At 54.2% G+C, this 13,736-nt stretch carries 13 protein-coding genes; 11 read left to right on the top strand and 2 right to left on the bottom strand.

The window, feature by feature from the left end; translation table 11 throughout:
• Positions 1-67 precede the first annotated feature (67 nt).
• A complete protein-coding gene (locus I2G69_RS01400; protein WP_087232804.1) occupies positions 68-880 on the bottom strand; it encodes a histidinol-phosphatase HisJ family protein in 813 nt (270 codons plus the stop codon).
• 448 nt (positions 881-1,328) lie between these two features.
• On the opposite strand from I2G69_RS01400, the gene I2G69_RS01395 reads away from it, so the two are divergent.
• The 11 genes from I2G69_RS01395 (at position 1,329) to I2G69_RS01345 (ending at position 12,154) form a co-directional block, all read left to right on the top strand.
• A complete protein-coding gene (locus I2G69_RS01395; protein ID WP_087232801.1) occupies positions 1,329-1,598 on the top strand; it encodes an ACT domain-containing protein in 270 nt (89 codons plus the stop codon).
• A 115-nt stretch (positions 1,599-1,713) separates the two neighbouring features.
• Positions 1,714-3,072, top strand: a complete 1,359-nt coding sequence (locus tag I2G69_RS01390) for a PFL family protein (RefSeq protein WP_087232798.1) — start codon at positions 1,714-1,716, stop codon at positions 3,070-3,072.
• Between the two features lie 299 nt (positions 3,073-3,371).
• Positions 3,372-3,683, top strand: coding sequence for a hypothetical protein (locus I2G69_RS01385; protein WP_087232795.1), 312 nt, complete (start codon positions 3,372-3,374; stop codon positions 3,681-3,683).
• 4 nt (positions 3,684-3,687) lie between these two features.
• Positions 3,688-4,746: a V0D/AC39 family V-type ATPase subunit gene (locus tag I2G69_RS01380; protein ID WP_191395254.1), complete on the top strand. Its 1,059-nt coding sequence runs from the start codon at positions 3,688-3,690 to the stop codon at positions 4,744-4,746.
• Positions 4,747-4,749: 3 nt separating this feature from the next.
• The gene (locus I2G69_RS01375; protein WP_195560069.1) at positions 4,750-6,696 is read left to right on the top strand and encodes a V-type ATP synthase subunit I; all 1,947 of its coding nucleotides are present in this window, start codon (positions 4,750-4,752) and stop codon (positions 6,694-6,696) included.
• A gap of 106 nt (positions 6,697-6,802) precedes the next feature.
• Positions 6,803-7,255: an ATP synthase subunit C gene (locus tag I2G69_RS01370; RefSeq protein ID WP_087232785.1), complete on the top strand. Its 453-nt coding sequence runs from the start codon at positions 6,803-6,805 to the stop codon at positions 7,253-7,255.
• Between the two features lie 42 nt (positions 7,256-7,297).
• Positions 7,298-7,606 (top strand): V-type ATP synthase subunit F, encoded by a 309-nt coding sequence (locus tag I2G69_RS01365; protein ID WP_087232783.1) that lies wholly within the window; start codon positions 7,298-7,300, stop codon positions 7,604-7,606.
• Between the two features lie 29 nt (positions 7,607-7,635).
• A complete protein-coding gene (locus tag I2G69_RS01360; RefSeq protein WP_207740515.1) occupies positions 7,636-8,241 on the top strand; it encodes a V-type ATP synthase subunit E in 606 nt (201 codons plus the stop codon).
• Positions 8,242-8,278: 37 nt separating this feature from the next.
• Positions 8,279-10,039, top strand: a complete 1,761-nt coding sequence (locus tag I2G69_RS01355; RefSeq protein ID WP_087232780.1) for a V-type ATP synthase subunit A — start codon at positions 8,279-8,281, stop codon at positions 10,037-10,039.
• Between the two features lie 16 nt (positions 10,040-10,055).
• Positions 10,056-11,495, top strand: coding sequence for a V-type ATP synthase subunit B (locus I2G69_RS01350; RefSeq protein WP_087232777.1), 1,440 nt, complete (start codon positions 10,056-10,058; stop codon positions 11,493-11,495).
• Positions 11,496-11,527: 32 nt separating this feature from the next.
• Positions 11,528-12,154, top strand: a complete 627-nt coding sequence (locus I2G69_RS01345) for a V-type ATP synthase subunit D (RefSeq protein ID WP_087232774.1) — start codon at positions 11,528-11,530, stop codon at positions 12,152-12,154.
• A gap of 172 nt (positions 12,155-12,326) precedes the next feature.
• On the opposite strand, the gene I2G69_RS01340 is transcribed toward I2G69_RS01345, so the two are convergent.
• Entirely contained in the window at positions 12,327-13,583 is a 1,257-nt protein-coding gene (locus I2G69_RS01340) for an acetate/propionate family kinase (protein WP_087232769.1), read from the bottom strand.
• Positions 13,584-13,736: the final 153 nt, after the last annotated feature.

Raw genomic sequence — 13,736 nt, 5'->3', positions numbered from 1 at the left:
GGATCGAAACCATATTTATCAACAAGGGGCCCTCCCCAAAATTGGGAAGGGCCCCCTGAAAATGTACTCATTCGATTGGAAGGAGCTTCGGCTCATGATGGGAATACAGGGCAAAATGGGTGAATCCAGCTTGGCGGATAAGCTTCATGCCCTCTTCCATCCCGGCGCCGACATCCGGCCAACGGTGTGCGTCTGAACCCAGCGTCACCAGTTTGCCTCCCAACTCATAATACCGCTTCACAATTTGCAAATTCGGCATGGTCTCCCCCAGCTTTTGGCGCAGGCCGCTCGTGTTGACCTCCAGCGCCTTTCCATTCTTAATCAGCGCTGTTAAGACCTCGTCAATCCGCCCCGATAACTGCACGTCGTCGATAGCCAAACCATGTTCGCCAACAATATACCGCCAAGGGTATGTCAAATGCGCAAGGGAATCAAACTTCCCCCACTCGATGGTTTCTAGAATCTCATCGAAATACTGATGCAGCGTCTTGGTAAGATCGACCTGGCTGTAGTCCAGCTCATAAAAATCCGGCATCCCTTGCACATTATGCACGGAGGCAAGCGTAAAGTCAAAATCGCAGGCATCGAGGATGTCCTCCGCCGCTTCTATGTTTTGCATGGGTTGCCCAAGCTCTATACCGGCGCGCACATGCAGCCGGCCATGGAAAACAGCCGAGGCTTTCCGTGCCTCAAAATACGATTGCCGGACAGAACGGTCATATTCCTCTTCCCTGTAAACATTACATTCACAGTGGTCTGTGATGGTCAAGGCATAAAGCCCCAACCGGCAGGCGCATTCACATAGCATCATGGTCGGGTCGGAAGCATCCGGGGAACAATCGCTATGGGTATGGCAGTCAGATAGGTACCGATATTTCATTGTCCAACTCACTTTCTAAACGATATTCTTATCTTTATGTTCACTAAGCAGAATCATCCGCCTTTTATTTGTATTCAGTCTATCATAGAACCGGCCTTATTTATAGATGAATCCTTCCCATTTTGCCGCTGGAAAACGCCGCCGATTTTAAACAGATTCCCCAAGGGTTGCACAAAAAAGTTGCTACAGCGTTAGATTTTACGCAGTTTTACCAGATATTCTGTTCAATGTTTCGATTTGTTTTGCCCCGCTTTCCATCCATGGATGTACCCCTTTGGCCCCTTTCCTGCACTCATACGCTCCTCGCAAAAAAGACAAACCGCCTTTCTTGACAGAAGATTTTTTTCCGTTCATAATGAGGACTGGAATTTGTATTATCCGGGCGATTTTATGCACCGGAGCATTTCTTAAAGACGGATCATAAAAATCAATGAGGAGGTTATCAGCAATGCGTGCAGTTATCACTGTAATTGGAAAGGATATGGTGGGCATTCTGGCCCGTGTTTCCTCCATCTGCGCAGAAAATAATGTCAACGTTGTGGAAGTGACCCAGTCCATCCTGCAAGACTTGTTTGCCATGATTATGATGGTGGACATTTCCAAGTGTTCGATCCCGTTCCAGGATCTGGTGGATGCGCTCACCGCGATTGGGGAAGGGATGGGCTTGACCATCCATGTCATGCACGAGGATATTTTCAATTCCATGCATCGGATTTGACCAGCATCGGGCATTTTACTTTTTACTAAATATATCGGTTTTCAAACCTGATGTTTTTTAAATCGGATTCATGATCATACGCCTTTTGAGAAAGAATAAGGAGTGATTCCCAAACATGCTCAATTCCCATGATATTCTCGAAACGATCAATATGATCGACAATGAAAATCTCGATGTGCGCACCATCACGATGGGGATTTCCCTCTTGGACTGCGCCGACAGCAACGTCACAGCCGCTTGTGACAAAATCTATGATAAGATCTGCCGCTATGCCGGGAACCTGGTCAAAACCGGCGAGGACATCAGCAAGGAATACGGGATCCCGATCATCCATAAGCGCATTTCCGTCACGCCGATCGCCATGTTGGCCGCCGCCTGCCCCGGAAGCAGTCCCGTGCATTTTGCAAAAGCGCTCGACCGTGCTGCAAAAACCACCGGGGTCAACTTTATCGGCGGTTATTCTGCCCTGGTACACAAAGGGTTTGGCCCTGGCGACTATGCTTTGATGACCAGCATTCCAGAGGCGCTCGCAGAGACTGAATTTGTCTGTTCCTCAGTCAATATCGGCACCACCAAAGCGGGCATCAATATGGATGCTGTGGAAAAAATGGGCGCCATCATCCGGGAAACAGCCGAGCGCACAGCGGACCATGACTGCATCGGCGCAGCCAAGCTGGTGGTATTCTGCAACGCCCCGGAGGACAATCCCTTTATGGCCGGCGCCTTCCACGGCCCCGGTGAACCGGACTGCGTCATTAACGTCGGTGTTTCCGGCCCCGGCGTGGTGCGCGCTGCGCTGGCCAAAGCCGGCGACTGCGACCTTTCCGGCGTGGCAGACATCGTAAAAAAGACTGCCTTCAAAATTACCCGCATGGGCCAGCTGGTTGCACAGGAGGCCTCCCGCCGCCTGTTTGTCCCCTTTGGCATTGTCGACCTATCCCTTGCCCCAACGCCGGCGGTGGGCGACTCGGTTGCACACATCCTGGAGGAAATGGGCCTGGAAAGCTGCGGCGCCCATGGCACAACCGCGGCGTTGGCGCTTCTGAACGACGCTGTGAAAAAGGGCGGCATCATGGCTTCTTCCCACGTGGGCGGCTTGTCCGGCGCGTTTATCCCTGTGACCGAGGACGCCGGTATGATCGATGCGGCCCGCTGCGGCGCGCTCTCCCTGGTCAAGCTTGAGGCCATGACGGCGGTTTGCTCTGTCGGCTTGGACATGATCGCTATTCCCGGCGATACCCCTGCCGAAGTGATCTCCGCCATTATCGCGGATGAAGCGGCCATCGGCATGGTCAACTCCAAGACAACCGCCGTGCGTCTGATCCCTGCGATCGGGAAAACGGCAGGCGACGAGCTCAATTTTGGCGGCCTATTGGGGGGCGGCCCCGTCATGGAAGTCAACCGGTATTCGCCTGCCAAATTTATCCATCGCGGCGGCCGGATTCCCGCGCCAATGCAAAGCTTAAAAAATTAAAAGTACCATGGGCAGTTTGAATAAAATAATTTGGAAACCTCGCTAAATCTTCCCCATCGGATTTGGCAAGATTACCGAAAATCATATTGAAAATGCAACTTGAAACGCTTATAATATAGCCGAAATCTTGCAGGAACCAAGTCGAAAATCTGCAAAATTTAAAGTGCTTTTGCCCGCAGTTCTGCCTATTTTGACAGCTTCGTACCGAGGGTGGCAAAGTAAGTGCAGAACTGTTTGTGCGTTTGTAGCCGGTTGATCCGGCTGAACAAATCAATCCGTTTGGAAGGAGGGGCACGGTCATGCAGGACATGATAAAAGAAATCGTCGATATGGACCGTAAGGCCAGAGAAATCACGGATGCCGCCCAATTGGAAAAAGTTAACTCCGAAAAAGAGGTGGCGGAACGCCGCGAACGGATCCGTGAAGAGTATCTTGCGCGCGCGCGTAAACGCATCGCTTTAAACGAACCGCAGGAACGCGCAGCTGCTGAGGAGGAATGGAAAAGCAAGGAGGCAAAAAACCGGGAATACTCGCAGCGCTTGGATGCGCTATATAAAGAAAAGGGCGACGAATGGGTGCGCACCCTCGTGGCCAGAGTGATTGGGGAGTGATTCCATGCTTTCCTCATTTGCTTCCAATGCCATCTTATCGAAGGCGCGCGCGATGTACGGCAAACGCCTCCGGGAAGAAAATTACCGGGATCTGCTGAACTGCAAAACGGTCAGCGAAGTAGCTGGCTATCTCAAAAACCGCACTTCCTACAGCGGCATTTTGGCAGGCATCAACGAGAACGAGGTCCATCGCGGCCAGTTGGAGGGCAAACTCCGGCAAAAGCTGTTCGAAGATTATGCTTCCCTCTGCCGTTATGAGCTCTCTGTTGGGGAACATTTTGCCGATTATCTGTTGGAACACGGCGAAATCGAACAGATTTTGCACAGCTTAATGTATCTTGACGCCGGGAACCCGGAGGAATACCTCTTCTCGCTCCCCGCTTTTTTGAACCGCCATACGCGCATCGACCTTTATGCGTTGGCCCATGTCAAGAACTATGAAGACCTGCTGAGCGCGCTCAGCCACACCCCTTACCGCAAGCTCATGGAACCTTTCCGGCCCGTTCCGGGCATACCGATGAACTACACAGGGATTGAGAACGCCCTGTATACCTATTTATACAACAGCGCGTTCGAGATCATCGACAAATACACCCATGGCCAAGCGGCCCGCCAGCTGCGGGAATTGTTCCAAACCTATATGGATTTGGTCAATGCAGCGCGTATTGTCCGGCTGAAGACGGTTTACCGCGAAAGCCCGGACTTTATCCGCAGCACGTTGCTTCCCTTTGGGACGCTCCATCCTCGCCTTCTGAATGAGATGCTAGAGGCAGAACCGGAAGCGGTCCTCGATGTCATGGCAAAAGCGCCCATTGGGAAACGCTGTAAAAAAGTGCCCCATACGTACATCGACCAGATGGCAGACCGGATGAAATATCTGACCTGCCGGCATGATATCCGTTTTTCTACGCATCCCTCCGTTGTGATGCTTTCGTATATCTTCCTGGCACAGATCGAGATACAGGATATCATCAATATTATCGAAGGTATCCGCTATCATTTGGCATCAGAAGAAATTCAAAAACTTCTCACGGTTGCTGATTTTTCAAGAAAGGAGGCGTGATGGTTGGCTGTACAAAAGATTAAGGTAGCGAGCATTATCGGGCGCATGGACGAATTAGACCATGTGACTATGATATGCGGCAAATCCTGCGTGTTCCATCCGGACAATTCCCTCTCTTTCTATTCGGACACATCCGGCTTTTCCCCTCTCAATGAGGAAAACCCGTACTCCACTCCTTTGCAGCAGTTGACGGACGCTGTAAAAGGCGCCCTCAAAAAGCTGGTGCTATTGGATGAGAAGGATATGGAGGGCATCCAGTACACACGCGAGGAGTTGGACGCCTATGTTCGCCGCATAGCCACCTCCCTAGGCGACCTGCAAAAGGAACGCACCCAGGCGCAGCAAGAGGTGGAGCAATATACCCGTGAAATTGAACAGGTCAGCCATTTCGTCGGCATGGATTTAAACCTCGACGAAATCCGCAAATGCAAATTTATCAAAGTGCGTTTTGGATCTCTCCCGAAAGAGGGCTACGAAAAATTACAGGCGTATAAGCAGAATCCCTATGTCATCTTTTTCCCATGTACCAATGACAACCTTCATTATTGGGGCGTTTATTTCGCCCCGATTGACGTAGTCAGCGAAATAGACCGGATTTTTTCCAGCCTCTATTTCGAGCGCACCCGGTTTATGGAATTTAAAGGCACGCCGGAGAGCAGCGCAGAAGCCCTGCGCGCCCTGCGCGACAAGGAGATCGAGCACATCCAGCGCGTGGATCAAAAAATTGACACGCTCTGGGCGCAGGAGGAAGCGGAGTGCCAGAAGGTCTTCTCCTTCCTAACGGAAAAATCCGTTTACTTTGGTATCCGCCGTTATGCCGCACGGTATAATGACAATTTCATTCTGACCGGCTGGGTCCCTGCAGACCACGAGGAGGACTTCCGGCATGCGCTCGACGGGTTAAGATCTGTGGAGTATACCTTTGAAGATGCGGAAGAGGAATTGAGCCACTCTCCGCCGGTCGCCTTGAAGAATAGGAAAGTCTTCAAGCCGTTTGAGTTCTTTGTGGATATGTATGGCCTTCCTGCCTATGACGAGGTGGACCCCACCCCCTTTGTGGCGATCACGTATGTGCTTTTATTCGGCATTATGTTCGGCGATCTCGGGCAGGGGCTGTGCGTGTCCATCGTAGGATGGCTAATGTGGAAATGGAAAAAGATGAAGCTCGGCAAGGCGTTGATCCCATGCGGCATCTCATCCGCCATTTTCGGGACCTTGTTCGGCTCGGTCTTTGGGTTCGAGCACGCATTGGACCCCCTCTACAAGGCGGTATTCGGCCTTGACGAAAAGCCCATCGAGGTTATGGAACCCAATACCACCAACCTGATTATCTATTCGGCTGTGGGCATCGGCATGTTGCTGGTGGTTGTCGCCATGCTCATCAACATCTATTCGAGCTTGCGCAGGCATCACTGGGAGAACGCACTCTTCGGCCCCAATGGTTTGGCTGGACTGGTCTTTTACACAGCGCTGGTCGCCGGCTTTGGCGGGCAGCTTGTATTTGGCTGGCAGATTGTCAATACTGCTTATGTGCTCGGGCTGATCGTCCTGCCGATCGCGGTCATTTTCTTCCGCGAGATCCTCGGCGGCTTGGTGGAGCGCCGCTCCGATTGGAAGCCGGAAAGCTGGGGAAACTTCATCATGCAGAATTTCTTCGAGGTGTTTGAATATCTGCTCAGCTATGCGACCAACACCATGTCCTTCCTGCGCGTCGGCGCGTTTGTCCTGGTCCATGCGGGCATGATGCTGGTGGTGTTCACACTGGCGGAAATGACCAGCGGCATCGGCTATGTGCTGATCGCCATCATCGGCAATGTGTTCGTGATGGGCCTGGAGGGATTGCTGGTCGGCATCCAAGTGCTCAGACTTGAATTCTATGAGATGTTCAGTCGTTTCTTCGACGGGGACGGCCGTCCATTCAACCCGGTTGTGGTCCGCAGGGACGCCTAACGCGCACAGATTGCGTGTTCCCTCCCTGTTCGCCGAACGCCGTTCCTTTGCGGTCCGGCAAACATAAATTCCAAATCTACGAAAATTTCATTTGGAGGTATTTGTCATGACTATTCTGTTCTGTGTTCCGATTGTATTTCTGATTGTTTCCGTTGCATTTTCCATCCGTGCGGTCAAGCGCGGTAAAAAAACAAGCCGGGCGGTCGCTACGCAGCTCATTGCGTTCCTCGCCGTTTGCATCGTCACCTTTGCAGCGCCGATGATCGCTTCCGCTGCCCCAGAAGACAGCGAACCGGCGGCAGCCCCTGTTACTACCTCTGACACGGCCGCGGCCCCTGTGGACAACTCCAAGGGCTTGGGCCTGATTGCAGCGGCTCTGGTTACCGGTCTTGCCGGCATCGGCGGCGGCGTTGCCGTTGCAGCGGCAGCTCCGGCAGCAATCGGCGCGACCAGCGAAGACCCGAAGGCGTTCGGTAAATCCCTGATCTTTGTGGCTTTGGGCGAAGGTATTGCCCTGTACGGCCTGCTGATTTCCATCCTGATCCTGAACAAGGTCTAAGCGAAAAGCGCCCGATGCCATCGATAGAAGGAAGGGATTTACATGCGCTTTTATCTCATCAGCGATAACGTGGACACCCAAGTGGGCATGCGCCTGGCGGGGATCGAAGGCGTGGTGGTCCATGAGCCGGAGGAGGTCAAAAAGTCTTTGACCGAAGCAATGGCCATGGACGACGTGGCGGTCATCCTGATTACCGAGCGCCTGCTCCAATTGTGTCCGGAGATGATCTATGACCTGAAGCTCAAGGCCAAGCGCCCGCTGATTGTGGAAATCCCCGACCGGCATGGCAATGGCCGCACCAAAGATTCCATTACCCGCTATGTCCGCGAGGCCATCGGGATTAAAATTTAGGCCGCTTCCAGGCGGAATGGGGGTTTGACATGGCTATCAATTATAACGACGAAAAGATTGGAAAATTTTATCAGGCGATCCTCCATTATGGCGAAGAACAGCGCAAAAAAATCGAGGAAGAGGTCGCCGCCTTTAAGCAAAAGGAGCTCGACGAGGCAGAAATCGGCGTGCTCACCGAGGCTTACCACTTGATTCAAAAAGAAATGGCGCAGATGCGCAGCGGCATCGCCCGCGAATTGGCGCAGCGGGAGATGGACGGCCGCCGCGCTCTTCTGGAGCAGCGCCGCAAAATTATGGAGCAGGTGTTTTCCCGCGCGGCGGAGGAACTCCGCGCTTACACGCAAAAGCCGGAGTATGCAGCCCTGCTGCAAACCTATGCGCGCAATCTCTCCTCTGCGTTCCAAAAGGAAGGGACCGTCATCCTTCTGCGCAAGGAAGACGCCCCCTATCAGCAGCAGATTGCCGAAGCCTTTGGGCAGCCCTGCCGCTTTGAAACCGATCCCACCATCCGGATCGGCGGCCTGCGCGCTTATAACAGCGCGATGGGGATCATGGCGGACGAAACGTTGGACGCCATGCTGGAGGACCAGCGCGGCTGGTTCGAAGAAAACTCTGGATTGACGCTGGCCGGATAACCGTTGCAGCTACAAGACGGAAAGGAATGATCCAAACATGAAAAATGAAACGGTCATATATGGCATCAATGGGCCGGTCGTCACCGTCAAAGCCGCGCAAAGCTTTTCCATGATGGAAATGGTCTATGTAGGAAAAGAACGTCTGGTGGGAGAGGTCATCGGAATCACCAGCGACTTCACCACCATCCAGGTCTATGAGGAGACGACGGGCCTCCGTCCGGGGGAACCTGTTGTAGGGACGGGAAGCCCGATGAACGTCACCCTGGGCCCGGGCATCCTCGACAATATTTTTGACGGCATCGAGCGCCCACTGAAGGCGATTGAAGAGGAAAGCGGCGCGTTTATTTCACGCGGCAGCTCTGTCCCCTCCCTGGATACCCAGCGCCAATGGGATGTGACCCTCTCGGTCAAGCCGGGCGACCGGCTCAAGGGGGGCGACGTCTATGCCGAGTGCCCCGAGACGCCCATTATACGCCATAAATGTATGGTCCCGCCGCAGATCAGCGGCGTTGTTCAAAAGGTCGTGCCAAACGGGGCGTACCGTGTGAACGATACGATTGTCACCCTGCAGGACGACCAGGGAGCGCTCCATGAGCTCTCCCTGTGCCAGAAATGGCCGATCCGTGTTCCGCGCCCCGTTGCAGAGCGCCTGCGCACCGACGTCCCGCTGATCACCGGGCAGCGTGTCATCGACACCCTGTTCCCCATCGCCAAGGGCGGCACCGCGGCGATTCCCGGCGGGTTCGGTACGGGCAAGACGATGACGCAGCACCAGCTTGCCAAATGGTGCGACGCAGACATCATCATCTATGTGGGCTGCGGCGAACGCGGAAACGAGATGAGCCAGGTTCTGGACGAATTCTCCGAACTGGTGGATCCGAAGTCGGGCCGCCCGATGACGGACCGCACGGTGTTGATCGCCAACACGAGCAACATGCCGGTGGCAGCCCGTGAAGCCTCCATCTACACGGGCATCACGCTGGCGGAATATTACCGCGATATGGGCTATCACGTTGCAATCATGGCCGACTCCACCTCCCGTTGGGCGGAAGCCCTGCGCGAGATCAGCGGCCGTTTGGAGGAAATGCCCGCGGAGGAAGGCTTCCCCGCCTACCTGCCCAGCCGCTTGTCGGAATTCTACGAGCGCGCCGGTATGGCCAAGAACCTCAATGGGACCGATGGTTCCGTCACCATCATCGGCGCCGTATCCCCCCAGGGTTCCGACTTCTCGGAACCGGTCACCCAGAATACCAAGCGCTTCACCCGCTGCTTCTGGGCGCTCGACAAGGCGTTGGCTTACGCGCGCCACTATCCGGCCATCAACTGGACCCAGAGCTACAGCGAGTATTTCGGCGATCTGGACCAATGGTACACGGACCACGTGGGGGCGGACTTTGTCAAATACCGCAGGCGCATCTCCCATATCCTCCAGGAGGAAAGCCAGCTGATGGAAATCGTCAAGCTGATCGGTTCGGACGTCCTTCCGGACGACCAGAAGCTGATTATCGAGACGGCCCGCGTCATCCGCGTGGGATTCCTCCAGCAGAACGCCTTCCATGCGGACGATACGTTCGTCCCCCTGGAAAAGCAAATGTTGATGATGAAGGTCATCCTGCATCTCTACAAAAAGGCGAAACAGCTGGTCGCGGCCAGCGTGCCGATCTCCGGCATCCTTGCGAGCGGCTTGTTCGATAAGCTGGTCAAAATGAAATACGATATTCCAAACAACAAGCCGGAGATGTTCGACGATTACATGAAAGAAATCGACGAAACTCTTTCCAACATTGTAAACGCATAAGGAAGCAGGTGATAAAATGATACTAGATTATATCGGCGTAAAGGAGATCAACGGCTCCTTGATCGTTCTGGACGATGTAGAAAATGCTTCCTTTGAAGAGGTGGTCGACATCCGCATGGATGACGGCACCATGCGGCAGGGCCGAATCGTACAGATGGAGGGCAAGCGCGTCGTCATCCAGGTGTTTGAAGGAACGCGCGGCATTTCCCTCCAGAACACCCGCACACGGCTTCTGGGCCACCCGATGGAAATGCCCCTCTCCCCGGAAATTTTGGGGCGCGTGTTCGACGGCGCAGGCCGCCCGATCGACGGCTTGGGCGATATTTTCCCACTTAAGCGCGCCAATATCAACGGCACCCCCATCAACCCGGTTTCCCGTATCTATCCGAAGAACTACATCAACACCGGCATCTCCACCATCGATGTGCTGATGACGTTGATCCGCGGGCAGAAGCTGCCCATCTTCTCCGGTTCCGGCATGAAGCACAATGAGCTTGCTGTCCAGATTGCACGCCAGGCGAAGATCAAAGACGCAAATGAGAACAACTTTGCCATCGTGTTTGCCGCTATGGGCGCCAAGAACGACGTGGCCGAATATTTCCGCCGCTCCTTCGATGAATCCGGCGTGCTGCAAAAGGTCGTTATGTTTTTGAACCTCTCCAACGACCCGATCATCGAACGTATCCTGACGCCGCGCTGCGCCTTGACCGTCGCGGAATACCTCGCCTTTGAGCTCGGCATGCACGTGCTGGTCATCATGACGGATATGACCTCCTACGCGGAGGCGCTGCGTGAATTCAGCTCCAGCAAGGGCGAAATTCCCGGAAGAAAGGGCTACCCGGGCTACTTATATTCGGACCTCGCCTCCCTGTATGAACGCGCGGGCATGGTGCGCGGCAAAGAGGGGTCCGTCACACAGATCCCGATTTTGACCATGCCAAACGACGACGTCACACACCCGGTCCCCGACTTGACCGGTTATATCACCGAAGGACAGATCGTTCTGGACCGCGCCTTGGACAACAGCGGCATCTATCCGCCGGTTTCCGTGCTGCCCTCCCTCTCCCGTCTGATGAAGGACGGCATCGGCGCCGGATATACGCGCGAGGACCACTCGGCGCTCTCCAACCAGCTCTTCGCCGCCTATGCCAAGGTGATGGACGCGCGCTCGCTGGCCTCCGTCATCGGCGAAGAGGAACTCTCCCCGACGGACAAAAAGTATCTGGAATTTGGCAAACGCTTCGAGGAGCAATATGTCAACCAGGGCTTTAACGAGAACCGCAGCATTGAGCAAAGCCTGGATCTCGGCTGGACGCTGCTTGCCACGCTTCCACGCGAGGAGTTGGACCGTGTGGACGATGAACTGCTCGACAAATACTATGAAAAGGCCAAAAAGCAGCTTGAAACAGAGGGAGAACGGGCGTCCCAGCCAGCGGCTGCGGGGCAAACCCCGTGATGCGGGGCTGATAAGGAAAAGAGGGCACCATTATGGCAAATCAAGTTGTACCAACCAAGGGAAACCTTCTGGCGACCAAAAAATCCTTAGAGCTCTCCCGCACCGGGTTTGAACTGTTGGACCGCAAGCGCAACATCCTCATCCGCGAAATGATGGCGCTGATCGACCGTGCCAATGCCATTCAAGGGAAAATCGACCAGACCTATGAGGATGCTTATGCGGCCCTACAGAGGGCCAACATCACCCTGGGTATCTGCGGCGAACTTTCCCAGACGGTCCCGCTGGACGACGGGTTGAACGTCGCCTACCGTAGCGTCATGGGCGTGGAAATCCCCATGGTCTCCCTGACGCCGCGCGAAATCCCGATCCCGTTTGGCCTGAACACCACCAACATCATGCTGGACGACGCTTACAGCAAATTTAACGAGGTCAAGCGGCTGACGGCAGAGCTGGCTGAGGTGGAAAACAGCGTCTACCGGTTGGCAGACGCCATTAAAAAGACACAGAAGCGCGCCAACGCCCTCAAGAACATCATGATCCCCCGCTTTGAGGAGACCGTGAAATTCATCACAGATGCGTTGGAGGAAAAGGAACGCGAGGAGTTTTCCCGCCTGAAAGTCATCAAAAAGCAGAAGGCCGGAAAAACCGAATCCGCATAAAAGAATGGCTGTCCCGGCGGTTTTTACCGGGTCAGCCGTTTTTGCATATTTCTGCGGCGAAGCAGCCATAGGGCCAAAGGAATTCGATAAAAAGCGGCGGTGTGATTCTCTCACGCCGCCGCTTTGCTGTATTTCTCATAAAAACGAATGGAACATTGCGCTTCAAACCGCTTTAGATGTCCTCTAGGTCAACAATGGTCTTGTCTTCTGTGGACGCATAGTTCAGCTTTTCCACGATCACCTTGGTATCGCGCGCAATGACCAGCTCCTCGTTGGTCGGGATGACGTAGACGGCAACCTGGGAATCAAACGTAGAGATCTTGCCTTCCTTGCCGCCGACCATCTCTTCGTTGCGCTCTGCATCGATCTTCAGGCCGAGATAACGCAGGCCGCGGCAGATCGCATAACGGTGGTGCGGCTGGTTCTCGCCCAGGCCGGCGGTGAACACGATGGCATCCAAGCCGTTCATGGCCGCCGCATACGCGCCGATCTGCTTGATGATCTGATAGGCCAGCATATCATGCGCCAGAATCGCGCGCGGGTTGCCCTCAATTGCCGCCTTCGTCACGTCGCGGTCATCGCTGGAGATCCCAGAAATACCCAATAGGCCGGACTTCTTATTCAAGACTTCGTCCATCTGCTGAGGGGTCAAATTCTCTTTCTCCATGAGGAATGTGACGATGGACGGGTCCAAAGAACCGCAGCGCGTGCCCATCATAAAGCCGTCCAACGGCGTCAAGCCCATGCTGGTGTCGATAACACGGCCATCCTGGATTGCGGCAATCGAAGAGCCGTTTCCAATATGGCAGGTCACCATTTTGATGTCCTCCAGCGGCTGGTGCATCAAATGCGCGCAATGACGGCTGACATACCGGTGGGAGGTTCCGTGGAAACCGTACCGGCGGATACCGTATTTCTCATAGTACTCATAGGGGATGGCATACATATATGCCTTGGGCGGCATGGTGGAATGGAAGGAAGTATCAAATACCACGACTTCCGGAACATCTTCCCCAAATACCTTTTCGCAGGCAAGGATACCATCCAATTCCGGGCCGTTGTGCAGCGGCGCCAACGGAATCAGGCTGCGGATTCCCTGGATCACCTCGTCGTTGACCAAAACGGATTTGCGGAATTTGGAACCGCCCTGTGCAACGCGATGTCCAATGGCGCTGACTTCGTCCAAATTCTTGATGACGCCCACCTTGGGGTCGGTCAATGCCTGCGTAACATGCATAAATGCATCCGTGTGATCCTTCATGGGCACCTGCATCCGCTTGCCGCGGCCGTCGGACGTTTTATGAATAAAGATGCTGCCGTCCATACCGATTCTTTCGCAATTGCCCTTGGCCAGCATCCGCTCGCTGTCCATGTCGATCAGCTGGTACTTCAAAGAAGAACTACCGGCGTTAATAACCAAAACTTTCATTGGAAACCTCTCCTCCTGTTTTACAGCACACCGTCCCCAATGACAAGGGAGCTCCCTCCCGGACCGGCAGCGCTGCTCTTTTCATCCGATATTGTCGTTTGGATAAAACAGAAAAAAACGCTCTTCAACCAATTTTATGTTCAAATAACCTGA

The organism is Anaeromassilibacillus sp. D41t1_190614_C2, from assembly GCF_015558525.1.
Classification (GTDB): Bacteria; Bacillota; Clostridia; order Oscillospirales; family Acutalibacteraceae; genus Anaeromassilibacillus; species Anaeromassilibacillus stercoravium.
The sequence above is the reverse complement of the archived record's forward strand: the minus strand, read 5'-3'. Positions and strand labels throughout refer to the sequence as shown.